The organism is Pseudomonas sp. P4_C4, from assembly GCF_056402055.1.
Genome location: NZ_JBFUID010000045.1, coordinates 1 through 24,954, shown reverse-complemented (window position 1 = coordinate 24,954; position 24,954 = coordinate 1). Strand labels below are relative to the sequence as shown.

Below are 24,954 nucleotides of genomic sequence, written 5' to 3'. Positions count from 1 at the left end.
TCGGGCAGCCTCATTACTCACTGAATAACTTTCAAGTAATCCCTAAGCGCAATGAGCGGCGCTTCAAGCTGCTCCAACGTCCGCGCATTGCTGAAATCAGCTGACAACCGATGCAGCTCACGCCCTAGCAATGTGTCAACACCACCTATAGCGTCCAGCGCCAAACCTACACAGTGTGCCACTCTAAACTGAATACCCTCGACATCACCCCGGCGCACCAGCAAGCCAAATACCTCCCGCTCGTAATCACTCATGATCGGATCATCCCGCAAAATCGGACTTTCACCTTCAGTCTCATAGGCCAGCTTGAGGCCGAAAAGGGCAACGGTTTCCAGTGGCAATTCCATTGTGTGAATCCTTGATTCGTTAGCCGAGCGGGTTCGGGTTGTGGCGTTGAAAAGCAGGATCAAAGGATCGCAGCCTTCGGCAGCTCCTACAGGTCAGTGCGTTGTTAGGGCGTTGTCGGTGGGGTGTCAGGTGCTTTTTTGCGGGCGAAAAAAAAGGCCTTGCAAAGCAAGACCTTTCTTAATTTTGGTGCCCCGAGGGAGACTCGAACTCCCACTCCTTTCGAAAACGGATTTTGAATCCGCCGCGTCTACCAATTCCGCCATCAGGGCTCAATGGCGGCGAAGTATAGAGATGAGATAACCGCTGGTCAATCAGGTACATGGAGAATTTTTGATATTTCCGCTAGACTTCCCGGCCCTGCTAGACGACACCCCATCATGCGCGTTGCTGACTTTACCTTCGAGCTCCCTGATTCGCTGATCGCCCGCCATCCGCTGGCCGAGCGGCGCAATAGTCGCCTGTTGACCCTGGATGGGGTCAGCGGCGCCCTGGCACACCGTCAATTCACTGATTTGCTGGAGCATTTGCGCCCCGGCGACTTGATGGTGTTCAACAATACCCGGGTGATTCCGGCGCGGCTGTTTGGCCAGAAGGCTTCCGGCGGCAAGCTGGAAATCCTGGTGGAGCGGGTGCTCGACAGTCATCGCGTGCTGGCCCATGTGCGTTCCAGCAAGTCGCCCAAGCCTGGGTCGAAGATCCTCATCGACGGCGGTGGCGAGGCCGAGATGCTGGCGCGGCACGATGCGTTGTTCGAGCTTAAGTTCACTGAGGAGGTGTTGCCGCTGCTCGACCGTGTCGGGCACATGCCGCTGCCTCCTTATATAGACCGCCCGGATGAAGGCGCCGATCGCGAGCGTTACCAGACCGTCTACGCCGAGCGTTTGGGTGCGGTGGCGGCGCCGACGGCGGGGCTGCATTTCGATCAGGTGCTGATGGAGGCGATTGCCGCCAAGGGCGTCGAGACTGCGTTCGTGACCTTGCACGTCGGTGCCGGCACTTTCCAACCGGTGCGGGTCGAGAAGCTCGAAGACCACCACATGCACAGCGAATGGCTGGAAGTCGGCCAGGACGTGGTCGATGCCGTTGCCGCCTGCCGCGCTCGCGGTGGTCGCGTGGTGGCCGTGGGGACCACCAGTGTGCGTTCCCTGGAAAGCGCCGCCCGCGATGGCGTGCTCAAGCCGTTCAGTGGCGACACCGACATTTTCATCTACCCGGGCCGGCCGTTTCATGTGGTCGATGCCCTGGTCACCAACTTCCATTTGCCCGAATCCACGCTGTTGATGCTGGTTTCGGCGTTCGCCGGTTATCCCGAAACCATGGCTGCCTATAAGGCTGCCGTGGACAACGGTTACCGCTTTTTCAGCTACGGTGATGCGATGTTCATCACGCGTAATCCTGCGCCGACTGCCCCTAAAGAATCGGGCCCCGAGGAAACAGTATGAGTCGCACCTGTCGTATGTCTTTCGAGCTGCTGGCCACTGATGGCAAGGCTCGTCGCGGTCGTTTGACCTTCCCGCGCGGTACCGTCGAGACCCCGGCCTTCATGCCGGTGGGCACCTACGGTACGGTCAAGGGCATGCTGCCACGGGATATCGAGGCGACTGGCGCTGAAATCATTCTGGGCAACACCTTCCACCTGTGGCTGCGCCCAGGCACCGAAGTGATCAAGAAGCACGGCGACCTGCACGATTTCATGCAGTGGAAAGGCCCGATTCTGACCGACTCCGGCGGTTTCCAGGTGTTCAGCCTGGGCGCCATGCGCAAGATCAAGGAGGAGGGCGTGACCTTCGCTTCCCCGGTCGACGGCGCCAAGGTGTTCATGGGCCCGGAAGAGTCGATGCAGGTGCAGCGTGACCTGGGCTCCGACATCGTGATGATTTTCGACGAATGCACGCCGTACCCGGCTGACGAAGACGTTGCCCGCATCTCCATGGAGTTGTCCCTGCGTTGGGCCAAGCGTTCGAAAGAAGCCCATGGCGAGAATACGGCGGCGCTGTTCGGCATCGTTCAGGGCGGCATGCACCAGGACCTGCGCATGCGCTCCCTGGAAGGCCTCGACAAGATCGGCTTCGACGGCCTGGCCATCGGCGGCCTGTCGGTGGGCGAGCCCAAGCACGAAATGATCAAGGTGCTGGATTACCTGCCGGGCATGATGCCGGCTGACAAACCTCGTTACCTTATGGGCGTTGGCAAACCGGAAGACTTGGTTGAGGGTGTGCGCCGCGGTGTGGACATGTTCGATTGCGTGATGCCAACCCGTAATGCCCGCAACGGGCATCTGTTCATCGATACCGGCGTGCTGAAGATCCGTAACGCGTTCCATCGCCATGATGATTCGCCGCTCGATCCGACCTGCGATTGCTATACCTGCCAGAACTTCTCCCGCGCTTATCTGCATCACCTGGACAAGTGCGGCGAAATGCTGGGAAGCATGCTCAATACCATCCATAACTTGCGCCATTATCAAGTGCTTATGGCTGGTTTGCGCGAGGCTATTCAACAGGGTACATTGGCCGCCTTTGTCGATGCCTTCTACGCCAAACGCGGGCTTCCCGTGCCGCCTTTGGACTGAGTTTTCTGACCCCAAGATTCAACATTTGCAACTGGAGTGCTAAATGAGCTTTTTTATCTCTAATGCCATGGCTGACGCCGCTGCACCTGCTGCGGGCCCAATGGGTGGCGGTTTCGAGTGGATTTTCCTGGTCGGTTTCCTGGTCATCTTCTACCTGATGATCTGGCGTCCACAGGCCAAGCGCGCCAAAGAGCAGAAGAACCTGCTGAGCAGCCTGCAAAAGGGCGACGAAGTTGTGACCACCGGCGGCATCGCCGGCAAGATCACTAAAGTGGCCGACGATTTCGTCGTTCTGGAAGTTTCCGACACCGTCGAAATGAAGTTCCAGAAAGGCGCCATTGCCGCCACGCTGCCAAAAGGCACGCTCAAAGCGATCTAAGTTTCAACTTCATATTCAATCGACGGGGCGCGCAAGGCGCCCCGCGTCATAAACGGGCGGCGTGATGCTGAACAAATATCCTCTGTGGAAATACATTCTGATCCTGGCGGTGCTGGCGGTCGGTCTGATTTATTCCGCTCCCAATCTTTATCCTGATGACCCGGCCATTCAGGTCAGCGGTGCAAGCACTGCACTGCAAGTCAATCAGGCTGATCTGGACCGTGTGAGCGCTGCGCTCAAGGAATCCGGGATCAACGTCAAGGCTGCCACCCTGGCTGCCAACGGCAAGGGCGGCCTGATTCGCCTGACCAAGGCTGAAGACCAGCTGCCAGCCAAGGACGTCGTGCGCAAGGCATTGGGTGATGACTACGTCGTTGCACTGAACCTGGCACAAACCACCCCGCAATGGCTGCGCAACCTCGCTGCGCACCCGATGAAGCTGGGTCTGGACTTGTCCGGTGGTGTGCACTTCCTGCTGGAAGTGGACATGGAGAAAGCCCTCGACGCGCGCCTGAAAGTCTACGAAGGCGACGTCAAGAGCCTGCTGCGTAAAGAGAAGCTGCGCTATCGCAGCCTGCCGCAACTGGGCGGTGCTATCCAGCTGGGCTTCGCTGATGAAGACAGCCGCGAGCAGGCCCGTTCGATCATCCGCAAGAACTTCAACGATTTCGACATTGTTCCGGCCGACCTCAATGGTCAGGCGGTGCTGCGTCTGGCGATGACCCCGGCCAAGCTGGCGGAAATCCGCGAATACTCCATCAAGCAGAACTTGACCACGGTACGTAACCGCGTCAACGAGCTGGGTGTTGCTGAACCGATCGTTCAGCGTCAGGGCGCCAACCGCATCGTGGTTGAGCTGCCGGGCGTGCAGGACACTGCCGAAGCCAAGCGTATCCTCGGCAAGACGGCCAACCTCGAGTTCCGTCTGGCTGCTGAGCCGGGTGCTTCGAAAGCCACTTCCGAGGAATTCGAGTTCCGTGAAGGCAAGCGTCCTCCTGCGCTGATCGAGCGTGGCCTGATCATCACCGGTGACCAGGTGACTGACGCCAAGGCTGGCTTCGGCGAGCATGGCACACCGGAAGTGAACATTCGTCTGGATGGTCACGGCGGCGAGCTGATGAGCCGTGCGACCCGTTCGAACGTCGGCCGCAGCATGGCGGTGATCTTCATCGAGCAGCGTCCGATCACCACCTACACCAAGCAGATGGTCAACGGCGTCGAGAAAGACGTGCCGGTTCAGACCTTCAAGGAAGAGAAGAAGATCATCAGCCTGGCGACCATCCAGTCGCCGCTGGGTGCTCAGTTCCGCATCACTGGCCTGAATGGCCAGGGTGAGTCGTCCGAACTGGCGCTGCTGCTGCGTGCCGGTGGTCTGGCTGCACCGATGTACTTCGCTGAAGAACGTACCATCGGCCCAAGCCTGGGTGCCGACAACATCACCAAGGGTATCGATGCATCGCTGTGGGGCATGCTGTTCGTCTCGCTGTTCATCATGGCCATCTACCGCTTCTTCGGCCTGATCGCCACCGTCGCTCTGGCGGTGAACATGGTGATGCTGCTGGCCCTGATGTCGCTGCTGGGTGCAACGCTGACCCTGCCGGGTATCGCCGGTATCGTGTTGACCATGGGCATGGCGGTCGACGCCAACGTGCTGATCTTCTCGCGGATTCGTGAAGAGATCGCCGCCGGCATGACCGTGCAGCGCGCAATCAACGAAGGCTTCGGCCGGGCATTCACCGCGATTCTCGACGCCAACCTGACCACCTTGCTGGTCGGCGGCATCCTCTTTGCCATGGGCACCGGCCCGGTCAAGGGCTTCGCAGTGACCATGTCCCTCGGGATCTTTACCTCGATGTTCACGGCCATCATGGTGACCCGCGCGATGGTCAACCTGATCTTCGGCGGTCGTGACTTCAAGAAGTTGTGGATTTAAGGGGCTGCCATGTTACGTACAATCAACTTCATGGGCGTTCGCAACTTTGCGTTCGGCGTCACATTGTTCCTTACCGCACTGGCAATGTTCAGTGTCTTCCACAAGGGCATGAACTGGGGGCTGGATTTCACCGGCGGTACGCTCATCGAGCTGACCTACGAGCGTCCGGCCGATGTCACCAAGGTGCGTGAGCAGCTGGTGACCGCGGGTTATCACGAAGCCATCGTGCAGAACTTCGGTGCGACCACCGATTTGCTGGTGCGCATGCCTGGTGAAGACCCGCAACTGGGTCACCAGGTCGCCGAAGCCTTGCAGAAGGTGGGTGGCGAGAACCCGGCGACGGTCAAGCGTGTCGAGTTCGTCGGCCCGCAGGTGGGTGAAGAGCTGCGCGACCAGGGCGGCCTCGGCATGCTGATGGCGCTGGGCGGTATCCTGATCTACCTGGCGTTCCGCTTTCAGTGGAAGTTTGCGGTCGGTGCGATCGTGTCCTTGATCCACGACGTGATCGTGACCGTCGGTATCCTGTCGTTCTTCCAGATCACCTTCGACCTGACGGTGCTGGCGGCGGTACTGGCGATCATCGGTTACTCGCTCAACGACACCATCGTGGTATTCGACCGGGTTCGTGAGAACTTCCGTGTACTGCGCAAGGCCAGCCTGATCGAGAACATCAACATCTCGACCACGCAAACCCTGCTGCGGACCATGGCGACTTCGATCTCCACCTTGCTGGCGATCGCGGCCCTGCTGTTCTTCGGCGGCGACAACCTGTTCGGCTTCTCCATCGCCCTGTTCATCGGTGTTCTGGCGGGTACTTACTCGTCGATCTACATCGCGAACGTGGTGCTGATCTGGCTGAACCTGAGCACTGAGGATCTGATTCCTCCGGCCAACACCGAGAAGGAAGTCGACGACCGTCCTTGAAGGCAAAGTCTTTAAGCGATGTAGTCCAAAAAAGGCGCGAGTTGAACTCGCGCCTTTTTTTGTGCTCCAAGGCTGGGAGAAGCGCGGACATGTTCCGCATGTGATGGTCCAGGAGGTTCATGTGAACAAGTCGATGCTGGTTGGTGCTGTACTGGGTGCTGTCGGTGTAACTGCCGGGGGTGCTGTGGCCACCTACAGCCTGGTTAAAAGCGGCCCGGAGTACGCACAAGTACTCGCCGTTGAGCCGGTCAAGACACAAATCAAGACTCCACGTGAAGTATGCAAGGATGTAGCGGTCACCCGGCAGGCGCCGGTGAAAGATCAACATCAGATCGCCGGTACGGTGGTCGGTGCATTGGCAGGTGGTTTGCTGGGTAACCAGATCGGTGGCGGCACCGGTAAGAAGATCGCCACGGTCGCGGGTGCTGTCGGTGGCGGTTACGCCGGCAACAAGGTGCAGGAAGGCATGCAAGAGCGTGACACCTACACCACGACCCAGACCCGCTGTAACACGGTTAACGACATCAGTGACAAGGTTGTAGGTTACGACGTGCGGTATTCGCTGGACGGCAAGGAAGGCAAGGTGCGCATGGATCGTGATCCAGGCAACCAGATTCCGGTGGATAAGGAAGGCAAGCTGATCTTGTCGGAGAATCAGGCGGCTCAGTGATCTGCTGACGCTGGATAAAAAAGAAGCACCCTGCGGGGTGCTTTTTTTGTGCTCGCGATTTAAGCATCACCCCCAATCCCCTGTGGGAGCGAGCTTGCTCGCGATGACGGTGTCACATTCAGCATATGAGGTGACTGATACATCGCTATCGCGAGCAAGCTCGCTCCCACAGGGGTTTGTGGTGTTTTGAAGGGCAAATTCCAGGCATAAAAAAAGCACCCCGAAAGGTGCTTTTCTGTCGCGGGAAGCTTAGCGCTTCAGCGAGGCTGGCAGGTGCGGCTGGATCGCCGTCAATACTGCCTTGAAGCATTTGGTGTTGCCGGCAACGACGTGGCCTTTCTCAAGGAAGTCGTGACCGCCGGTGAAGTCACTCACCAAACCGCCGGCTTCCTGGATCAGCAGGGCGCCCGCAGCCATGTCCCACTCGGACAGGCCCGACTCCCAGAAGGCGTCGAAACGGCCGGCGGCCACGTAGGCCAGGTCCAGGCTAGCCGAACCTGCGCGGCGGATGCCGGCAGTCTGGCCAACCAGCGCGCGGAACATGCCCAGGTAGTTGTCGAGGTTGTCCATCTGGTCGTCACGGAACGGGAAGCCGGTACCCAGCAGGGCGCCGTCCAGGCTGGTGCGACCGCTGACGCGCAGGCGACGACCGTTCAGTTGAGCGCCGCGACCACGGCTGGCGGTGAATTCTTCCTGGCGAACCGGGTCCAGAACAACAGCGTGCTCAAGACGACCGCGGTATTTGCAGGCGATGCTGACAGCGAAGTGAGGAATGCCGCGCAGGAAGTTGGTGGTGCCGTCCAGCGGATCGATGATCCACAGGTACTCTTCGCCTTCGATGCCGGTGCCGGCGTGCATGCCGGTTTCTTCACCCATGATCGAGTGATTCGGGTAGGCCTTGCGCAGTGCATCGATGATTTTCTGTTCGGCAGCGCGATCCACCTCGGATACGTAATCCTTGGCGTCTTTTTCGTCGACCTTGATGGTATCCAGGCGCTCGATGGAGCGGAAGATCAATTCACTGGCGCTGCGGGCGGCGCGCAGCGCGATATTCAGCATGGGCTGCATGGATGTGTCACCTAAGGTTGTTAAAGAAAGCCGGGCATTCTATCAGAAAGTTTCTACAGGAGAAGGACGACGTTCGCTTTCATGGCTTAACGGTAGCCAGCGCTGTAAGATTCCGCTCCCGATTATCGTGTTCGAGAGCGCCTCCCTTGCTGCAAAACATTCGTGTCGTCCTGGTCAATACCAGCCATCCGGGCAATATCGGCGGGGCTGCGCGTGCCATGAAGAACATGGGGCTGTCGCGGCTGGTGCTGGTCGAGCCTCGTGTGTTCCCGCATCACGAGGCCGATGCCCGTGCCTCCGGTGCCGGGGACATCCTTGAAAACGCGCAAGTCGTCGCCACCTTGGAAGATGCCTTGGTCGGCTGCAACCTGGTGCTGGGTACCAGTGCCCGCGATCGGCGTATTCCCTGGCCGTTGCTCGACCCCCGCGAATGCGGAACGAAGGTGGTCGAGGAAGCCGGGCAGGGTGCGGAGATTGCCCTGGTGTTCGGTCGTGAAGACTCCGGCCTGACCAACGAAGAGCTGCAGCGATGTCATTATCACGTGCACATCCCATCAGACCCTGAGTTCAGCTCGCTGAACCTTGGGGCGGCGGTGCAGGTGTTGGGTTATGAAGTGCGCATGTCCTGGCTGGCGGCCCAAGGTCAGCCGAGCAAGGTCGAGAAGGAAGAAGTGGCTTCGGTCAAAAGCGCTGAGCTTGCGACCATGGACGAGCTGGAACGATTCTATGAGCACCTGGAGCAGACCCTGGTGGCCATCGAATTCCTCGATCCGGAAAAGCCACGGCACTTGATGGCGCGCCTGCGCCGGTTGTACGGACGCAGCTCGGTCAGCCGGGCGGAAATGAATATTTTGCGTGGCATCCTCACGGAAACCCAGAAAGCGGCCCGTGGCGAGCTCCTTAAGCGGAAGGATTAATGATGTTCGAGCGTTTGCGTGAAGATATCCAGAGCGTATTCCACCGAGACCCGGCGGCGCGTAACGCTTTTGAAGTCCTGACCTGCTACCCCGGCATGCACGCCATCTGGATTCACCGTTTGTCGGCGATGCTGTGGCGCGCGGACCTGAAATGGCTGGCGCGGCTGGTGTCGAACTTCGGTCGCTGGTTGACCGGGATCGAGATCCATCCGGGGGCCAAGGTGGGGCGTCGCTTCTTCATTGACCATGGCATGGGCATCGTTATCGGTGAAACCGCCGAGATCGGCGATGATGTCACTATTTACCAGGGCGTAACCCTGGGCGGCACCAGCTGGAACAAGGGTAAGCGTCACCCGACCTTGGGTGATGGCGTAGTTGTCGGGGCGGGCGCGAAGGTGCTCGGCCCGTTCACTGTCGGTGCCGGGGCCAAGGTGGGTTCCAATGCTGTAGTGACCAAGGAAGTGCCGCCGGGTGCCACTGTGGTGGGTATTCCGGGGCGGATCATCGTCAAGTCCGATGTCGAGCAGGACGCCAAGCGCAAGGCCATGGCCGAGAAGATCGGTTTTGATGCCTACGGCCTCAGCGAAGACATGCCCGACCCGGTGGCGCGTGCCATTGGTCAGCTGCTCGATCACTTGCAGGCGGTCGATGGGCGCCTGGAGGGGATGTGCGGGGCGCTGAAGGACCTGGGCAGCAATTACTGTGCGAAAGATCTGCCTGAGCTGCGCGAAGAGGACTTTGCCTGTGTGAAGGACAAGGATCAGAGTCAGGCTAGCTAGACCGAGTTGACCTTATCGCGAGCAGGCTCACTCCTACATTTGAAATGCGTTCCCCTGTAGGAGCGAGCTTGCCCGCGATGAACGATAACTCGGTATTACTGGCTGTTCTCAGCCAGCCTTTGCTATGATGCTGCCGCTCTTTTGCGGGTAAACCTGACTAAAGCACTAGGTCTTATAGTTGACTTAAATACTCGGGAATTGCATACTCGCCTCATTCCGAACTCCGTGGTAATTGTCCATGCGACTGACTACAAAAGGCCGATACGCCGTGACCGCCATGCTCGATCTGGCATTGCACGCGCAGCACGGGCCCGTGTCCCTGGCCGATATCTCCGAGCGCCAAGGCATCTCCCTGTCCTACCTCGAACAGCTTTTCGCCAAATTGCGCCGCAGCAATCTGGTGTCCAGCGTGCGCGGTCCGGGCGGTGGCTACCAATTGTCCCGCGACATGCAGGGCATCCAGGTCGCCCAGGTGATCGATGCGGTGAACGAATCGGTCGATGCAACCAAATGCCAGGGGCAGGGTGATTGCCATTCCGGCGACACTTGCCTGACTCACCACTTGTGGTGCGATCTGAGCCTGCAGATTCACGAATTTCTGAGCGGTATCAGCTTGGCTGACCTTGTGACTCGCCGTGAGGTGCAAGAAGTAGCCCAGCGTCAGGACCAGCGCCGTTGCAACAGCAAGGCGCCACGCCTGGACAAGATTGAAGCGTCCGCCGTCGAATGACAGCCGAAGAGCTAGCGGCACGCCAGCCAGCCTGATTTAGGAGATAGTCCATGAAATTGCCGATTTACCTTGATTACTCTGCGACCACCCCGGTTGATCCGCGTGTTGCGCAAAAAATGAGTGAATGCCTGCTGGTCGACGGAAACTTCGGTAACCCGGCGTCCCGTTCCCACGTGTTCGGCTGGAAAGCCGAAGAGTCCGTCGAAAACGCCCGTCGTCAGGTCGCTGACCTGGTCAACGCCGACCCGCGTGAAATCGTCTGGACCTCCGGTGCCACCGAATCCGACAACCTGGCAATCAAGGGTGCGGCGCATTTCTATGCCACCAAGGGCAAGCACCTGATCACCACCAAGATTGAGCACAAGGCTGTCCTGGACACCATGCGCCAACTGGAGCGTGAAGGCTTCGAAGTGACCTACATCGAGCCTCGCACCGATGGCCTGGTGACCCCGGAGATGATCGAAGCCGAACTGCGCGACGACACCATCCTGGTTTCGGTCATGCACGTGAATAACGAAATCGGCACCGTCAACGACATCGCAGCGATCGGCGAACTGCTCCGCTCCAAGGGCATCCTGTTCCACGTCGACGCCGCTCAGTCCACTGGCAAGGTCGAGATCGACCTTTCGAAGCTGAAAGTCGACATGATGTCGTTCTCCGCCCACAAGACCTACGGTCCTAAAGGTATCGGCGCCCTGTACGTAAGCCGCAAGCCGCGCGTACGTATCGAAGCGACCATGCACGGTGGTGGTCATGAGCGCGGCATGCGTTCCGGCACCCTGGCGACCCACCAGATCGTCGGCATGGGCGAAGCTTTCCGCGTAGCCAAGGAAGACATGGCTGCCGAGAACGCACGCATCAAGGCGTTGAGCGACCGCTTCTACAAGCAGGTCGAGCACCTGGAAGAGCTGTACGTCAACGGCAGCATGACCGCCCGCGTTCCGCACAACCTGAACCTGAGTTTCAACTACGTTGAAGGCGAGTCGCTGATCATGGCGCTCAAGGATCTGGCGGTTTCGTCCGGTTCGGCCTGCACCTCGGCGTCCCTTGAGCCTTCGTACGTACTGCGGGCCCTGGGCCGCAACGACGAACTGGCACACAGCTCGATCCGCTTCACCTTCGGCCGCTTCACCACCGAAGAAGAAATCGACTACGCCGCGCAGAAAGTCTGCGAGGCCGTAACCAAGCTGCGCGCTCTGTCGCCGCTGTGGGACATGTACAAAGACGGCGTCGATATCTCGAAGATCGAGTGGGCGGCACACTAACTATAGAAGCCGCCGGATACAGGTCCTGTAGCAGCGCGGCGGTACACGCAGCGCAACTGCAGGGTCTCAAGAGCGGCCCTGATGAGTGAGGATTGAGAATCATGGCTTACAGCGAAAAGGTCATCGACCACTACGAAAACCCGCGCAACGTCGGCAAGATGGACGCGGAAGACCCTGATGTCGGCACCGGCATGGTCGGCGCTCCGGCGTGCGGCGACGTGATGCGCCTGCAGATCAAGGTCAACGACGCCGGCATCATCGAAGATGCCAAGTTCAAGACCTACGGTTGCGGTTCGGCAATCGCTTCCAGCTCCCTCGCCACCGAGTGGATGAAGGGCAAGACCCTGGACGAAGCGGAAACCATCAAGAACACCCAGCTGGCTGAAGAACTGGCCCTGCCGCCAGTGAAAATCCACTGCTCGGTACTCGCTGAAGACGCCATCAAGGCGGCTGTTCGCGATTACAAGCAGAAGAAAGGCTTGATCTGATTTTCGAGTTTTGGCGACGAGTAAGGAGTCACCGATGGCTATCAGCATGACAGAAGCGGCTGCTCGACACGTGCGGCGCTCCCTCGACGGGCGCGGCAAAGGTGAAGGGATTCGTCTGGGTGTTCGCACCACAGGCTGTTCCGGCCTTGCCTACGTGCTGGAGTTTGTCGACGAGGTGGTTGCAGAGGACCAGGTGTTCGAAAGTCACGGCGAAAAAGTGATCATCGACCCGAAAAGCCTGGCCTACCTGGACGGCACCGAGCTCGATTTCGTCAAGGAAGGGTTGAACGAAGGCTTCAAGTTCAACAACCCCAACGTGCGCGGTGAATGTGGCTGCGGCGAAAGCTTCAACATCTGAGGCTTGTCGTGGGTACTCCTTGTCATTTCGCTTTATTCGAGCTGCAACCGAGTTTCAATCTGGACCTCGATCAGCTGGCTACGCGCTACCGAGAGTTGGCGCGCGGCGTTCATCCGGACCGCTTTGCTGACGCTTCCGAGCGCGAGCAGCGGTTGGCGCTAGAGCAATCCGCGAGCCTCAACGAGGCCTACCAGACGCTCAAGAGTCCACCCAAGCGCGCGCGTTACCTGCTCGCCTTGAATGGTGGCGAGCTGCCGCTGGAGGTCACGGTGCATGATCCGGAGTTTCTTCTGCAGCAGATGGAGTTGCGTGAAGAGCTCGAAGACCTGCAAGACAGTGCCGATTTGGCCGGTGTTGCAGCGTTCAAGCGTCGCTTGAAAACCGCTCAGGATGTACTGAACCAAAGCTTCGCGGCTTGCTGGAATGATGCAGCGCAACGTGAACAGGCCGAGCGCCTGATGCGGCGCATGCAGTTTCTCGACAAGCTCACCTACGAAGTGCGCCAGTTAGAAGAGCGCCTCGACGATTAACCCAGTGCCGCTCCGGTCGCACGCCTGATATACAGATAAGTCCTGATAACGATGGCCCTACTGCAGATCGCCGAACCCGGCCAAAGTCCTCAACCGCACCAGCGTCGTCTGGCTGTGGGGATCGACTTGGGCACTACCAATTCGCTGGTCGCTGCATTGCGCAGTGGTCTTTCCGAGCCTCTTGCCGACGCAGAAGGGCGGGTCATCCTGCCGTCTGCCGTGCGCTACCACGCCGATCGCGTCGAGGTTGGCGAATCCGCCAAGCTGGCCGCCGCCACCGATCCGTTGAACACCGTGCTGTCGGTCAAGCGCTTGATGGGTCGTGGTCTGTCCGACGTCAAGCAGTTGGGCGATCAGTTGCCGTACCGCTTTGTCGGCGGCGAGTCGCACATGCCGTTCATCGACACGATCCAGGGCCCGAAAAGCCCGGTCGAAGTCTCCGCCGATATCCTCAAGGTCCTGCGTCAACGCGCCGAAGCGACCTTGGGCGGCGAACTGGTGGGCGCGGTGATCACCGTTCCGGCCTATTTCGACGACGCTCAGCGTCAAGCCACCAAGGATGCGGCCAAGCTGGCCGGTCTGAACGTGCTGCGCTTGCTCAATGAGCCGACCGCGGCAGCCGTGGCTTACGGTCTGGACCAGCACGCCGAAGGCCTGGTCGCGATTTATGACCTGGGCGGCGGCACCTTCGATATTTCGATTCTGCGCCTGACCGGCGGTGTCTTCGAAGTCCTGGCTACCGGCGGCGACAGCGCCCTGGGCGGCGACGACTTTGACCACGCGATCGCTGGCTGGATCATCGAGAGCGCTGGCCTGTCCGCCGATCTCGACCCGGGCGTGCAACGCAACCTGCTGCAGACTGCTTGTGCGGCAAAAGAAGCGCTGACCAACTCTGCGAGCGTCGAAGTCGCTTATGGCGACTGGAAGGCTGAACTCACTCGTGAAGCCTTCAATGCGCTGATCGAGCCGATGGTTGCCCGCAGCCTGAAGGCCTGCCGCCGCGCTGTTCGTGATTCCGGTATCGAGCTGGAAGACGTGCATGCCGTGGTCATGGTGGGTGGTTCGACTCGCGTTCCTCGCGTTCGTGACGCCGTCGCCGAAGCCTTCGGCCGTGAGCCGCTGACAGAAATCGATCCGGATCAAGTGGTAGCGATTGGCGCTGCGATCCAGGCCGATACGTTGGCCGGTAACAAGCGTGATGGCAGCGAATTGCTGCTGCTCGACGTGATTCCGTTGTCCCTGGGGCTGGAAACCATGGGCGGCCTGATGGAGAAGGTGATTCCGCGCAACACCACCATCCCTGTCGCCCGCGCCCAGGACTTCACCACTTATAAAGACGGCCAGTCGGCCATGGCCATCCACGTATTGCAGGGCGAGCGTGAGCTGATCAGCGACTGCCGCTCCCTGGCACGCTTCGAGTTGCGCGGGATTCCGGCGATGGTGGCTGGCGCGGCGAAGATTCGCGTGACCTTCCAGGTCGATGCCGACGGTCTGCTCAGTGTTTCCGCCCGCGAACTGGGTTCGGGCGTCGAGGCCAGCATCCAGGTCAAGCCGTCCTACGGTCTGACCGACGGCGAAATCGCCAAAATGCTCAAGGATTCGTTCCAGCACGCCAATGACGACAAGGTTGCCCGCGTATTGCGCGAGCAGCAGGTCGACGCCCAGCGCCTGATCGAGGCGGTGCAGGCTGCTCTGGAGGCGGATGGCGAGCGCTTGCTCGACGCCGAAGAGCGCCTGGTCATCGACATGCAGGTGCAGGAACTGACCGAACTGATGAAAGGTACCGATGGTTATGCTATCGAGCAGCAGACCAAGCGTCTGTCGCAAGTGACCGACGCCTTTGCTGCCCGCCGCCTGGACTCGACGGTGAAAGCCGCGCTGGCGGGGCGCAACCTGAATGAGATTGAGGAATAACGATGCCGCAGGTCATTTTTCTGCCACACGAGAAGTTCTGCCCTGAAGGCATGGTTGTAGAGGCTGAGACCGGTACGTCCATCCTCGAGCTGGCCCATGAGCACCATATCGAGATGGAAAGTGCCTGTGGCGGTGTCTGCGCCTGCACCACTTGCCACTGCATCATCCGCGAGGGTTTCGATTCGCTGGAAGAGGCCGACGAGCTGGAGGAAGACTATCTTGATAGGGCCTGGGGGCTGGAGGCTCAGTCGCGTCTGGGCTGTCAGGCGAAAGTCGGGACTGAAGACCTGACCGTCGAAATTCCGAAGTACTCGGTCAACCACGCAGCCGAAGCGCCGCACTGATTCAAGGAGCTGTCATGAGTCTCAAGTGGACTGATGTTCTGGAAATTGCGATCCAGCTGGCTGAAAGCAAGTCCGATGTGGATCCGCGTTACGTGAATTTCGTCGATCTGCACCAATGGGTGCTGGCATTGCCGGAGTTCAGCGATGATCCGACCCGCGGTGGCGAGAAGGTGCTTGAAGCCATTCAGGCCGCCTGGATCGAAGAAGCAGACTGAGTCTGTACCGTACGCAGTTAGGCAATACCCAAGAACCCGCGTATAATTCGCGGGTTTAATTTTTCGTAAATTACCGTTTCTGGAGTTACACCATGGCTGTTCAACGTACTTTCTCCATCATCAAGCCTGACGCTGTTGCAAAAAACGTTATCGGCGAGATCACCACTCGTTTCGAAAAAGCTGGCCTGCGCGTTGTAGCTTCGAAACTGAAGCAACTGTCCAAAGCTGAAGCTGAAGGCTTCTACGCTGAGCACAGCGCTCGTGGTTTCTTCAACGACCTGGTTGCTTTCATGATCTCCGGTCCGGTTGTCGTTCAGGTTCTGGAAGGCGAAAACGCTATCGCTCTGAACCGTGAGCTGATGGGCGCTACCAACCCTAAAGAAGCTGCTGCCGGCACCATCCGCGCTGACTTCGCTGATTCCATCGACGCCAACGCTGTGCACGGTTCGGACTCCGAAGCCGCTGCCGCTCGCGAAATCTCGTACTTCTTCGCAGCTACTGAAGTAACCACTCGCTAAGCATTGGCTTAAGAGTGAAGGTGAATCCATGACTACATCGACTGTAAAAACCAACCTGCTGGGTCTGACTCAACAGGAAATGGAAAAATTCTTCGACTCAATCGGGGAGAAGCGTTTCCGTGCCGGTCAGGTAATGAAATGGATTCACCACCTTGGCGTCGATGATTTCGACGCCATGACGAACGTCAGCAAGGCCTTGCGCGACAAGCTCAAGGTGATTGCTGAAGTTCGCGGTCCTGAAGTGGTCAGCGAGGACATTTCCACCGACGGCACCCGTAAATGGGTGGTGCGCGTGGCGTCCGGCAGCTGCGTCGAGACCGTGTACATTCCCCAGGGCAAGCGCGGCACCTTGTGCGTTTCGTCCCAGGCAGGCTGTGCCCTGGATTGCAGTTTCTGCTCCACCGGCAAGCAAGGCTTCAACAGCAACCTCACCGCCGCCGAAGTCATCGGTCAGGTGTGGATTGCCAACAAATCCTTTGGCAGCGTCCCGGCAACCGTCGACCGTGCCATCACCAACGTGGTGATGATGGGCATGGGTGAGCCGCTGCTGAACTTCGACAACGTCGTCGCGGCCATGCATTTGATGATGGACGACCTGGGCTACGGCATTTCCAAGCGCCGTGTGACCCTGTCGACCTCCGGCGTGGTGCCGATGATCGATGAGCTCTCCAAGCACATCGACGTCTCCCTGGCGTTGTCCCTGCACGCACCGAATGACGCATTGCGTAACCAATTGGTGCCGATCAACAAGAAGTATCCGCTTAAGATGCTGCTCGAGTCGTGCCAGCGCTACATGTCGAATCTCGGCGAAAAGCGCGTGCTGACCATCGAGTACACCTTGCTCAAAGATATCAATGACAAGGTCGAGCACGCGGTGGAAATGATCGAGCTGCTCAAGAACATCCCGTGCAAGATCAACCTGATCCCGTTCAACCCGTTCCCGCATTCCGGTTACGAGCGTCCGAGCAATAATGCGATTCGTCGTTTTCAGGATCAGCTTCACCATGCAGGTTTCAATGTCACCGTCCGCACCACCCGTGGTGAGGACATCGACGCCGCCTGTGGTCAATTGGTAGGGCAGGTGCTGGATCGCACCCGTCGCAGCGAACGTTATATCGCCGTGCGTGAACTCAACGCCGACAACGATGTAGCGCAAGACGCCGCGAAATAACCAAGAGAGGAACTCTATGTCCCTGCGCTTTGCGCTGCTTTTGCTGTTGGCCAGCCTGTGTGCTGGCTGCGTGCTTTCGGGCGACTACAGCCCGATGAAGACCAGCAAGGGCCGCGATGAAGCGCGTGAGGCGTACGTTCAGCTGGGTATCGGGTATTTGCAGCAGGGGATGACCGAGCGCGCCAAGGTCCCGTTGAAAAAAGCGCTGGAACTGGATGGCTCCGACCCTGATGCCAACGCGGCGCTGGGGCTGGTGTTCCAGGCCGAGATGGAACCGGAACTTGCCGATGAGCATTTCCGCAAGGCGCTGTCTTCCCGTCCCGCCGATGCGCGAATCCTCAATAATTACGGCAGTTTTCTGTTCGAGCAGAAGCGTTACAAGGAAGCCTACGAGCGCTTTGAACAAGCCGCAGCCGATACCCTGTATCCTGAGCGTTCGCGGGTGTTCGAGAACCTGGGCATGACCGCTGCGATGCTCGGTCAGCGCGATTTGGCCCAGCAGCAACTGGAAAAAGCCCTGCGCCTGAACCGCCAACAACCTCGTGCATTGCTGGAAATGGCTGAGTTGTCTTACGAAGACAGGCATTATGTGCCCGCGCGTGACTATTACGACCGTTTTAGCCAGCTCACTGAACAAAATGCACGTAGTCTATTGCTCGGCGTTCGGCTGGCAAAAGTGTTTGACGACCGCGACAAGGCCGCAAGTGCCGGCCTGCAACTAAAAAGACTCTATCCCGGTACACCGGAATATCAGCAATACCTGTCGGAGCAATGATGAAAGCGGCGCATCCCGAAGTTGTAGCAGCGAATCGCGTAAACCCCGGTGAGACTTTGCGCCAGGCCCGCGAAAGCAATGGCTGGTCGCTGGCCGAAGTGGCCCTCAAGCTCAACCTCACCCCCACTTCCTTGAGCAATCTGGAAGCCGGCGCTTTCGACAAGCTGCCCGGGCATACTTTTGCCCGTGGTTACATTCGCGCCTATGCCAAATTGCTCGGCATGGACCAGGCCGTACTGGTCCAGCAATTCGATCAATCCACCGGTACCGACTCCCAGGGCAGCAGTGTTCACAGTCTGGGTCGTATCGAAGAACCGGTCCGGGTCTCCCACACCATCCTGCGAATCGTCAGCCTGCTGTTGCTGATCGCGGTGATCGGTGGCGGTTTCGTCTGGTGGCAGGATCAGACCTCGATGCGTACCAAGGACCTGATCGGGCTGGTTCCGGAACACGTTGAAGTCGAAGGCGCCGACGGTACTACGCAGATTCATCCACTGGACGAGCCGGAAGACCAGGCTGTCGTGGAAGGTCAGACCGAAGGCGGAACCGTCCTCGCACTGCCACAGGCCGACACTCCGGCAGAAGCTCAGGCGACTGCACCGGCGGTGCAGGCCACTCCAGCCGCGCCTGCTCACAATTCAGCGCCAGTTGTCGCAGCACCAGCGACTCCGTCAACTCCCGCCCCGGCAGCGCCTGCTGCCCCGGTCGCGACTGTTCCGGCAGCCCCGAGCGCTCCTGCTCCAGCGGTAACCGCGCCAGTGGCCGGTCAAGGCCAGGTTCAGGTGCAGTTCACCGCCGATTGCTGGACACAAGTGACCGACGGTAGTGGCAAGGTACTGTTCAGCGGTCTCAAGCGCAAAGGCGCCGGCCTGGCAGTCAATGGTAAACCACCGTTTACCGTGCGTCTGGGCTTTGCCCGCGGCGCTCAGGTCAGCTACAACGGCCAGCCGGTTGATGTCGCTCCGTTCACCAGTGGCGAGACTGCTCGCCTGAAGTTGGGTCAATAAGTCATGCACGGCGAATCTCCAATCAAACGTCGCGAATCCCGCAAGATCTGGGTCGGTAACGTGCCTGTTGGCGGCGATGCACCTATCGCTGTGCAGAGCATGACCAACAGCGACACCAACGATGTCGCGGCCACTGTCGCGCAAATCAATCGCCTGGAAGCGGCCGGCGTCGATATCGTGCGGGTCTCCGTACCGGACATGGACGCTGCCGAAGCCTTCGGCAAGATCAAGCAGCTGGTCAAGGTGCCCCTGGTTGCCGACATTCACTTCGATTACCGGATCGCTTTGCGCGTAGCCGAACTGGGTGTCGATTGCCTGCGGATCAACCCGGGCAACATCGGTCGCGAAGACCGCGTGCGTGCGGTGGTGGATGCCGCCCGTGACCGCGGGATCCCGATCCGTATCGGTGTGAACGCCGGCTCCCTGGAAAAAGACCTGCAAAAGAAATACGGCGAGCCGACCCCGGCTGCGCTGGTCGAGTCTGCCTTGCGTCACGTCGAGCACCTTGAACGCCTGAACTTCCAGGATTTCAAGGTCAGCGTGAAAGCGTCCGACGTGTTCATGGCCGTCGAAGCCTACCGCCTGCTGGCCAAGGAAATCGTCCAGCCGCTGCACCTGGGCATCACTGAAGCCGGTGGTTTGCGTTCCGGCACGGTGAAATCTGCCGTGGGCCTCGGTATGCTGCTCGCCGAAGGGATTGGCGATACTATCCGCATCTCGCTGGCGGCCGACCCGGTCGAGGAAGTGAAAGTCGGCTACGACATTCTCAAGTCCCTGCACCTGCGTTCCCGTGGCATCAACTTCATCGCCTGCCCGAGCTGCTCGCGGCAGAATTTCGATGTGGTCAAGACCATGAACGAGCTGGAAGGGCGCCTCGAAGATTTGCTGGTGCCGCTGGATGTCGCGGTCATCGGTTGCGTGGTCAACGGCCCGGGCGAAGCCAAGGAAGCCCATATCGGCTTGACCGGCGGTACGCCGAACCTGATTTACATCGACGGCAAGCCGTCGCAGAAACTGACGAATGACAATCTGGTGGATGAGCTTGAACGCTTGATCCGCCAGAAAGCGGCCGAAAAGGTCGAAGCTGACGCTGCCGTTATTGCGCGCGGCTGAACCTGACTGAAGAGCCGAACGAATTTAAGGATTTAAAGTGAGCAAGTCTCTGCAAGCCATTCGTGGCATGAACGACATCCTGCCCGAGCAGACCCCCCTGTGGCGTCATTTCGAAGGCACCGTTTCGCGCCTGCTGGATAACTACGGTTACAAGCAGATCCGCATGCCGATCGTCGAGTTCACCGAACTGTTCAAGCGTTCCATCGGTGAAGTGACCGACATCGTCGAAAAAGAGATGTACACCTTCGACGACCGCAACGGCGACTCCCTGACCCTGCGCCCTGAAGGCACGGCGGCCTGTGTGCGCGCAGTGCTGGAGCACGGCATCACCGGTGGTGGCCAGGTGCAGAAACTCTGGTACATCGGCCCGATGTTCCGCCACGAGCGTCCGCAGAAAGGCCGTTATCGCCAGTTCCACCAGATCGGTGTCGAAGTGTTCAACCTCGACGGTCCGGACATCGACGCCGAGCTGATCGTGCTGACCTGGCGCCTGTGGGGCGAACTGGGCATCCGCGATGCGGTCAAGCTCGAGCTCAACAGCCTGGGCACCAGCGAATCCCGTGGTCGTTATCGCGAAGCACTGGTCGAGTTCCTGTCCCGGCATCTGGACAAGCTGGACGAAGACAGCCAGCGCCGCCTGAAGACCAACCCGCTGCGGGTTCTTGATACCAAGAATGCCGACACCCAGGCGGTATTGGTCGATGCACCGAAAATGGCCGACTACCTCGACGAAGAATCCCGCGTGCATTTCGAGGGCCTCAAGGCTCGCCTGGACGCCGCCGGCATTCCTTACGTGATCAACCCGAAGCTGGTTCGCGGGCTGGATTACTACAGCAAGACCGTTTTCGAGTGGGTCACCGACAAGCTCGGCGCCCAGGGCACCGTGTGTGCCGGTGGCCGTTACGACGGTCTGGTGGAGCAGATGGGCGGCAAGCCGACCGCCGGCGTTGGCTTTGCCATGGGCATCGAACGCCTGGTGCTGTTGCTGGAAACCCTGGAGCAGATCCCGCAAGAGATCTCCCGTCAGGTCGACGTCTACCTCTGCGCCTTCGGTGAAGCCGCCGAGCTCGCCGGGCTGATCCTGGCGGAGCGCGTTCGTGACCAGTTGCCCAACCTGCGCCTGCAAGTGAATGCCGGCGCCGGCAGTTTCAAAAGCCAGTTCAAGAAGGCCGACAAGAGCGGTGCGCTGTATGCGCTGATCCTCGGTGACGACGAAATGGCCCAGCAAGTGGTAGGTTTCAAGCCCCTGCGTGGCCAGGGCGAACAACAAAGCATTGCCTGGGATGCGCTTGCAGCACACCTGGCCACCTGCGTCGTGCAGGGTTGAAGCTGTCTAAACAGCCGAATTAGCGATTAAGGAGTATTGGGGTGTCGAGTACCGAAGACGAACATGTGGCGGAATTGAAGGAATGGTGGTCACGCAACGGTAAGCCCCTGGTCACTGGCGGCCTGTTGGCGCTGGTCATCGTGTTCGGCTGGCAGGCGTTCCACAAGTATCAGAGCAATCAGTCGCAAGGCGCCTCGATTCTCTATCAGCAATTGCTCGAAACCACGTTGACGCCTGATGGCAAGCCTGATGCGGCCCGTGTTTCGGACCTGGCCGGCAAGCTCAACAGCGAGTTCGGCGGCAGTGCCTACGCGCAGTACGGCAGCCTGTTCGTGGCCAAGGTTGCGGTCGACAGCGGCAAGCTGGACGACGCGGCCAGCGAGCTCAAAGCCATCGTCGCCAAGCCGGCCAACCCGGCGCTGGGCGAAATCGCCCGTCAGCGTCTGGCCCAGGTGCTCGGTGCGCAGAACAAGCCAGACGAAGCACTGAAGTTGCTCGACGGCGATGCCGACAAGGCATTCCTGGCCACTCGCGAAGAGCTCAAGGGCGACCTGCTGGTGCAGTTGGGGCGTACCGATGAGGCGAGCGCGGCGTATCAAAAAGCCAAGGCGGCTCTGTCGGATGAAGCGGCGGTCGGTGGCCTGCAAATCAAGCTGGACGACCTGGCCAAAGGGGATGCGTGACGTGATTCGTTGGAAACATGCAGCATTGCTGGCTCTGGCCTTGTTGGCCGCGGGTTGCAGCAGCAACAGCAAAAAAGAACTGCCTCCGGCCGAACTGGTCGACTTCAAGGAAGAAGTGGTTCTGCACAAGCAGTGGAGTCGTTCGATCGGTGACGGTCAGGGCGAAACCTACAACATGCTGGTTCCGGCCATCGATGGCGATACCATCTATGCCGCCGACGTCACTGGCGTGTTGATGGCGATGGACCGCAACACCGGCGACGTCAAATGGAAGAAAGATCTCGAGCTGCCTGTCTCCGGCGCCGTTGGCGTAGGTTACGGTCTGGTCACCATCGGTACGCTCAAGGGTGAAATCGTTGCCCTGGACGCCATCAACGGTGAAGAGAAGTGGCGCGCTCGCGTGTCCAGCGAAGTACTGGCACCGCCAGCCAACAACGGTGACGTTGTGGTGGTTCAGACCCAGGACGATCGCCTGATCGGCCTGGATGCCTCTACCGGTAACCGTCGCTGGATCTATGACAGCACCCCTGCGGTACTGACCCTGCGTGGCACCAGTGCGCCGATCGTGACCAACCGCCTCGCGGTGGCTGGCCTGTCGACCGGTAAAGTGGTTGCCGTGGATATCACCAACGGCGTACCGGTGTGGGAACAGCGCGTAGCGATCCCGCAAGGTCGTTCGGAGCTGGAGCGTGTGGTCGATATCGACGGTGGCTTGCTGCTGTCGGGCGAGACGCTGTATGTCGCCAGCTATCAGGGGCGCGTTGCCGCTCTGGACCTGCAAAGCGGCCGTCAGCTCTGGCAGCGTGATGCTTCCAGCTACGCCGGTGTCGCCCAGGGTTTCGGTACCGTTTATGTGAGCCTGTCTTCGGGCACCGTTGAAGGCGTCGACGAGCGTTCCACCACAGCCTTGTGGAGCAACGATTCGCTGGCCCGTCGTCAACTGTCGGCCCCGGAAGTGTTCTCCAGCTACGTTGCAGTCGGTGACCTGGAAGGTTACCTGCACCTGCTGAGTCAGGTGGACGGTCGTTTCGTCGGCCGCGAGCGCATCGACAGCGACGGCCTGCGTGCCCGTCCGCTGGTGATGGGTGACACGATTTATGTATATGGCAACAGCGGCAAACTGGAAGCCCTGACCATCAAGTAAAGGTTTGACTATGCTTGGGGTTAACACCCCCAGGCAGCTTCACTTTTGTAGGAGCGAGCTTGCTCGCGATGGACGCCAACGATTACGTTTGCTACCTGAATAAACGCGGTGCTGTTGCGTTTATCGCGAGCAAGCTCGCTCCTACACAGTGTTGCCCCGAGCACCAGCCGCTGCCTCGCAGCGGCTTTTGTATTTTCTGAAATAACGAAGTGGAGAGCCGCATGGTTCCCGTAATCGCCTTGGTGGGCCGACCAAACGTCGGCAAGTCCACCTTGTTCAACCGCCTGACCAGGACTCGTGATGCCATCGTCGGCGACTTGTCCGGTCTGACCCGTGATCGCCAGTACGGTGAGGCCAAGTGGCAAGGGCGTTCCTACATTCTGGTCGACACCGGTGGTATCTCCGGTGACGAGCACGGTATGGACGAAAAAATGGCCGAGCAATCGCTGCTGGCCATTGAAGAAGCGGATGTCGTGCTGTTCCTGGTAGATGCCAAGGCCGGTTTTACCGCCGCCGACCAGATGATCGCCGAGCATTTGCGCAAACGTAACAAGCGTTCCTACGTGGTTGCCAACAAGGTCGACAACATCGACCCTGAAATGGCCCGCGCCGAATTCGCTCCGTTGGGCATGGGACACGCGATCCCGATCGCTGGCGCTCATGGTCGTGGCATTACTCAGATGCTGGAAATCGCCCTGAGCGAATTCCCGAAAGACGAAGAAGAGCCGGAAGAAGGCGAGGAAGAAGACGTCGCCGAAGGCGAGGAAGCCAAGCGCATTCCTGGCCCAAGCGAAAAAGACGGGATCAAGATCGCGATCATCGGCCGTCCGAACGTCGGCAAGTCGACCCTGGTCAACCGCATGCTCGGGGAAGACCGGGTAATCGTCTACGACCAACCCGGCACCACCCGTGACAGTATCTACATCCCGTTCGAGCGTAACGACGAGAAGTACACGCTGATCGACACCGCCGGTGTGCGCAAGCGCGGCAAGATCCACGAAGAGGTCGAAAAGTTCTCCGTGGTCAAAACCCTGCAAGCGATCAAAGACGCCAACGTGGTGATCTTCGTGATGGACGCCCGCGAAGGCGTGGTGGACCACGACCTCAACCTGCTGGGCTTTGCCCTCGAGGCCGGTCGTGCATTGGTCATCGCGATCAACAAGTGGGACGGCATGACGCCGAGCGAGCGCGACTTCGTCAAGATCGAGTTGCAGCGTCGCCTGTTCTTCGTCGAGTTTGCCGATATTCACTTTATCTCGGCACTGCACGGCACCGGCGTGGGCAACCTCTACGCCTCGGTACAGAACTCGTTCAAATCCGCAGTAACCCGCTGGCCGACCAACCGCCTGACCCAGATCCTGGAAGATGCGGTCGGTGAGCACGCCCCTCCGATGGTCAACAACCGCCGGATCAAGCTGCGTTACGCCCACTTGGGTGGTGCGAACCCGCCGATCATCGTGATTCACGGCAATCAGATCGAGAAGGTGCCGAAGTCTTACGTTCGTTACCTGGAAAACACTTACCGTCGTGTCCTGAAGCTGGTCGGTACGCCGATCCGCATCGAGTTCAAGGGTGGCGAGAACCCGTACGAAGGCAACAAGAACACGCTCACCGACCGTCAGGTCAACAAGAAGCGTCGTTTGATGTCGCACCACAAGAAAGCCGACAAGAAGCGCCGCGACAAGCGCTGATTCGAGCGTTCTGGGGCGTGCTTTTGTAGGAGCTGCCGCAGGCTGCGATCTTTTGATTTTGCTTTAAAGACAAGATCAAAAGATCGCAGCC

General features: G+C 59.4%; 27 protein-coding genes and 1 tRNA gene. 25 read left to right on the top strand and 3 right to left on the bottom strand.

The features are described from left to right. Window positions 1-17: 17 nt before the first annotated feature. A complete protein-coding gene (locus tag AC1DXW_RS21750) occupies window positions 18-347 on the bottom strand; it encodes a hypothetical protein (RefSeq protein ID WP_477755280.1) in 330 nt (109 codons plus the stop codon). Window positions 348-532: 185 nt separating this feature from the next. After that, window positions 533-617, bottom strand: a tRNA-Leu gene (locus AC1DXW_RS21745). Between the two features lie 108 nt (window positions 618-725). On the opposite strand from AC1DXW_RS21745, the gene queA reads away from it, so the two are divergent. The 6 genes from queA (at window position 726) to AC1DXW_RS21715 (ending at window position 6,826) form a co-directional block, all read left to right on the top strand. Then, window positions 726-1,790: a tRNA preQ1(34) S-adenosylmethionine ribosyltransferase-isomerase QueA gene (queA, locus tag AC1DXW_RS21740; protein WP_477755279.1), complete on the top strand. Its 1,065-nt coding sequence runs from the start codon at window positions 726-728 to the stop codon at window positions 1,788-1,790. 14 nt (window positions 1,791-1,804) lie between these two features. After that, window positions 1,805-2,920, top strand: coding sequence for a tRNA guanosine(34) transglycosylase Tgt (gene tgt, locus AC1DXW_RS21735; RefSeq protein WP_162488928.1), 1,116 nt, complete (start codon window positions 1,805-1,807; stop codon window positions 2,918-2,920). 43 nt (window positions 2,921-2,963) lie between these two features. After that, window positions 2,964-3,299, top strand: a complete 336-nt coding sequence (yajC, locus tag AC1DXW_RS21730; RefSeq protein ID WP_007982729.1) for a preprotein translocase subunit YajC — start codon at window positions 2,964-2,966, stop codon at window positions 3,297-3,299. 64 nt (window positions 3,300-3,363) lie between these two features. Next, window positions 3,364-5,232: a protein translocase subunit SecD gene (gene secD, locus AC1DXW_RS21725; RefSeq protein ID WP_477755278.1), complete on the top strand. Its 1,869-nt coding sequence runs from the start codon at window positions 3,364-3,366 to the stop codon at window positions 5,230-5,232. 9 nt (window positions 5,233-5,241) lie between these two features. Further along, window positions 5,242-6,156: a protein translocase subunit SecF gene (secF, locus tag AC1DXW_RS21720; RefSeq protein ID WP_477755277.1), complete on the top strand. Its 915-nt coding sequence runs from the start codon at window positions 5,242-5,244 to the stop codon at window positions 6,154-6,156. Between the two features lie 121 nt (window positions 6,157-6,277). After that, window positions 6,278-6,826, top strand: coding sequence for a glycine zipper 2TM domain-containing protein (locus AC1DXW_RS21715; RefSeq protein WP_150728289.1), 549 nt, complete (start codon window positions 6,278-6,280; stop codon window positions 6,824-6,826). Window positions 6,827-7,075: 249 nt separating this feature from the next. On the opposite strand, the gene suhB is transcribed toward AC1DXW_RS21715, so the two are convergent. Then, the gene (gene suhB, locus AC1DXW_RS21710) at window positions 7,076-7,894 is read right to left on the bottom strand and encodes a type III secretion system regulator SuhB (protein WP_007982736.1); all 819 of its coding nucleotides are present in this window, start codon (window positions 7,892-7,894) and stop codon (window positions 7,076-7,078) included. A gap of 146 nt (window positions 7,895-8,040) precedes the next feature. Between suhB and trmJ the strand changes: the two genes are divergently transcribed. From trmJ to der, 19 genes are all read left to right on the top strand, one after another. Beyond that, window positions 8,041-8,811, top strand: coding sequence for a tRNA (cytosine(32)/uridine(32)-2'-O)-methyltransferase TrmJ (gene trmJ, locus AC1DXW_RS21705; protein ID WP_008053257.1), 771 nt, complete (start codon window positions 8,041-8,043; stop codon window positions 8,809-8,811). Between the two features lie 2 nt (window positions 8,812-8,813). Then, entirely contained in the window at window positions 8,814-9,590 is a 777-nt protein-coding gene (gene cysE / locus AC1DXW_RS21700) for a serine O-acetyltransferase (protein ID WP_102670196.1), read from the top strand. Window positions 9,591-9,828: 238 nt separating this feature from the next. Beyond that, window positions 9,829-10,320 carry a Fe-S cluster assembly transcriptional regulator IscR gene (iscR, locus tag AC1DXW_RS21695; RefSeq protein ID WP_003227911.1) on the top strand — a complete coding sequence of 164 codons (492 nt, stop codon included), beginning with the start codon at window positions 9,829-9,831 and terminating at the stop codon, window positions 10,318-10,320. Window positions 10,321-10,370: 50 nt separating this feature from the next. Continuing rightward, complete coding sequence (locus tag AC1DXW_RS21690) at window positions 10,371-11,585, top strand: IscS subfamily cysteine desulfurase (RefSeq protein WP_477760434.1); 1,215 nt, start codon at window positions 10,371-10,373, stop codon at window positions 11,583-11,585. Between the two features lie 101 nt (window positions 11,586-11,686). Further along, complete coding sequence (gene iscU, locus AC1DXW_RS21685; RefSeq protein ID WP_007974006.1) at window positions 11,687-12,073, top strand: Fe-S cluster assembly scaffold IscU; 387 nt, start codon at window positions 11,687-11,689, stop codon at window positions 12,071-12,073. A gap of 34 nt (window positions 12,074-12,107) precedes the next feature. Beyond that, window positions 12,108-12,431 (top strand): iron-sulfur cluster assembly protein IscA, encoded by a 324-nt coding sequence (iscA, locus tag AC1DXW_RS21680; RefSeq protein ID WP_003227904.1) that lies wholly within the window; start codon window positions 12,108-12,110, stop codon window positions 12,429-12,431. Window positions 12,432-12,439: 8 nt separating this feature from the next. Next, window positions 12,440-12,961, top strand: a complete 522-nt coding sequence (hscB, locus tag AC1DXW_RS21675; protein WP_477754701.1) for a co-chaperone HscB — start codon at window positions 12,440-12,442, stop codon at window positions 12,959-12,961. A gap of 51 nt (window positions 12,962-13,012) precedes the next feature. Then, complete coding sequence (gene hscA / locus AC1DXW_RS21670) at window positions 13,013-14,875, top strand: Fe-S protein assembly chaperone HscA (protein WP_477754700.1); 1,863 nt, start codon at window positions 13,013-13,015, stop codon at window positions 14,873-14,875. 2 nt (window positions 14,876-14,877) lie between these two features. Continuing rightward, on the top strand, window positions 14,878-15,219 hold the full coding sequence (fdx, locus tag AC1DXW_RS21665; RefSeq protein ID WP_108228044.1) for an ISC system 2Fe-2S type ferredoxin: 342 nt from the start codon (window positions 14,878-14,880) through the stop codon (window positions 15,217-15,219). Window positions 15,220-15,233: 14 nt separating this feature from the next. Further along, on the top strand, window positions 15,234-15,434 hold the full coding sequence (iscX, locus tag AC1DXW_RS21660; RefSeq protein ID WP_477754699.1) for a Fe-S cluster assembly protein IscX: 201 nt from the start codon (window positions 15,234-15,236) through the stop codon (window positions 15,432-15,434). 92 nt (window positions 15,435-15,526) lie between these two features. Further along, complete coding sequence (gene ndk / locus AC1DXW_RS21655) at window positions 15,527-15,952, top strand: nucleoside-diphosphate kinase (protein WP_007903599.1); 426 nt, start codon at window positions 15,527-15,529, stop codon at window positions 15,950-15,952. Between the two features lie 28 nt (window positions 15,953-15,980). Beyond that, window positions 15,981-17,123: a dual-specificity RNA methyltransferase RlmN gene (rlmN, locus tag AC1DXW_RS21650; protein WP_477754698.1), complete on the top strand. Its 1,143-nt coding sequence runs from the start codon at window positions 15,981-15,983 to the stop codon at window positions 17,121-17,123. 16 nt (window positions 17,124-17,139) lie between these two features. Further along, complete coding sequence (pilW, locus tag AC1DXW_RS21645; protein WP_477754697.1) at window positions 17,140-17,898, top strand: type IV pilus biogenesis/stability protein PilW; 759 nt, start codon at window positions 17,140-17,142, stop codon at window positions 17,896-17,898. Continuing rightward, the gene (locus AC1DXW_RS21640; protein ID WP_477754696.1) at window positions 17,898-18,905 is read left to right on the top strand and encodes a RodZ domain-containing protein; all 1,008 of its coding nucleotides are present in this window, start codon (window positions 17,898-17,900) and stop codon (window positions 18,903-18,905) included. Before pilW ends, AC1DXW_RS21640 begins: the two co-directional genes overlap by 1 nt. Before the next feature lie 3 nt (window positions 18,906-18,908). Beyond that, window positions 18,909-20,018: a flavodoxin-dependent (E)-4-hydroxy-3-methylbut-2-enyl-diphosphate synthase gene (ispG, locus tag AC1DXW_RS21635; protein ID WP_003185136.1), complete on the top strand. Its 1,110-nt coding sequence runs from the start codon at window positions 18,909-18,911 to the stop codon at window positions 20,016-20,018. Window positions 20,019-20,055: 37 nt separating this feature from the next. Continuing rightward, window positions 20,056-21,345 carry a histidine--tRNA ligase gene (hisS, locus tag AC1DXW_RS21630; protein WP_477754695.1) on the top strand — a complete coding sequence of 430 codons (1,290 nt, stop codon included), beginning with the start codon at window positions 20,056-20,058 and terminating at the stop codon, window positions 21,343-21,345. Between the two features lie 41 nt (window positions 21,346-21,386). Beyond that, window positions 21,387-22,028, top strand: coding sequence for a YfgM family protein (locus AC1DXW_RS21625; protein ID WP_477754694.1), 642 nt, complete (start codon window positions 21,387-21,389; stop codon window positions 22,026-22,028). Beyond that, the gene (gene bamB / locus AC1DXW_RS21620; RefSeq protein ID WP_477754693.1) at window positions 22,021-23,172 is read left to right on the top strand and encodes an outer membrane protein assembly factor BamB; all 1,152 of its coding nucleotides are present in this window, start codon (window positions 22,021-22,023) and stop codon (window positions 23,170-23,172) included. Before AC1DXW_RS21625 ends, bamB begins: the two co-directional genes overlap by 8 nt. A gap of 221 nt (window positions 23,173-23,393) precedes the next feature. Next, a complete protein-coding gene (der, locus tag AC1DXW_RS21615) occupies window positions 23,394-24,863 on the top strand; it encodes a ribosome biogenesis GTPase Der (protein ID WP_218429453.1) in 1,470 nt (489 codons plus the stop codon). Window positions 24,864-24,954: the final 91 nt, after the last annotated feature.

Coding starts and splice junctions, on each gene's coding strand:
- AC1DXW_RS21750 (WP_477755280.1), bottom strand. CDS start 347: ATGGAATTGCCACTGGAAACCGTTGCCCTTTTCGGCCTCAAGCTGGCC.
- queA (WP_477755279.1), top strand. CDS start 726: ATGCGCGTTGCTGACTTTACCTTCGAGCTCCCTGATTCGCTGATCGCC.
- tgt (WP_162488928.1), top strand. CDS start 1,805: ATGTCTTTCGAGCTGCTGGCCACTGATGGCAAGGCTCGTCGCGGTCGT.
- yajC (WP_007982729.1), top strand. CDS start 2,964: ATGAGCTTTTTTATCTCTAATGCCATGGCTGACGCCGCTGCACCTGCT.
- secD (WP_477755278.1), top strand. CDS start 3,364: ATGCTGAACAAATATCCTCTGTGGAAATACATTCTGATCCTGGCGGTG.
- secF (WP_477755277.1), top strand. CDS start 5,242: ATGTTACGTACAATCAACTTCATGGGCGTTCGCAACTTTGCGTTCGGC.
- suhB (WP_007982736.1), bottom strand. CDS start 7,894: ATGCAGCCCATGCTGAATATCGCGCTGCGCGCCGCCCGCAGCGCCAGT.
- cysE (WP_102670196.1), top strand. CDS start 8,814: ATGTTCGAGCGTTTGCGTGAAGATATCCAGAGCGTATTCCACCGAGAC.
- iscR (WP_003227911.1), top strand. CDS start 9,829: ATGCGACTGACTACAAAAGGCCGATACGCCGTGACCGCCATGCTCGAT.
- AC1DXW_RS21690 (WP_477760434.1), top strand. CDS start 10,371: ATGAAATTGCCGATTTACCTTGATTACTCTGCGACCACCCCGGTTGAT.
- iscU (WP_007974006.1), top strand. CDS start 11,687: ATGGCTTACAGCGAAAAGGTCATCGACCACTACGAAAACCCGCGCAAC.
- iscA (WP_003227904.1), top strand. CDS start 12,108: ATGGCTATCAGCATGACAGAAGCGGCTGCTCGACACGTGCGGCGCTCC.
- hscA (WP_477754700.1), top strand. CDS start 13,013: ATGGCCCTACTGCAGATCGCCGAACCCGGCCAAAGTCCTCAACCGCAC.
- fdx (WP_108228044.1), top strand. CDS start 14,878: ATGCCGCAGGTCATTTTTCTGCCACACGAGAAGTTCTGCCCTGAAGGC.
- iscX (WP_477754699.1), top strand. CDS start 15,234: ATGAGTCTCAAGTGGACTGATGTTCTGGAAATTGCGATCCAGCTGGCT.
- ndk (WP_007903599.1), top strand. CDS start 15,527: ATGGCTGTTCAACGTACTTTCTCCATCATCAAGCCTGACGCTGTTGCA.
- rlmN (WP_477754698.1), top strand. CDS start 15,981: ATGACTACATCGACTGTAAAAACCAACCTGCTGGGTCTGACTCAACAG.
- pilW (WP_477754697.1), top strand. CDS start 17,140: ATGTCCCTGCGCTTTGCGCTGCTTTTGCTGTTGGCCAGCCTGTGTGCT.
- AC1DXW_RS21640 (WP_477754696.1), top strand. CDS start 17,898: ATGAAAGCGGCGCATCCCGAAGTTGTAGCAGCGAATCGCGTAAACCCC.
- ispG (WP_003185136.1), top strand. CDS start 18,909: ATGCACGGCGAATCTCCAATCAAACGTCGCGAATCCCGCAAGATCTGG.
- bamB (WP_477754693.1), top strand. CDS start 22,021: ATGCGTGACGTGATTCGTTGGAAACATGCAGCATTGCTGGCTCTGGCC.
- der (WP_218429453.1), top strand. CDS start 23,394: ATGGTTCCCGTAATCGCCTTGGTGGGCCGACCAAACGTCGGCAAGTCC.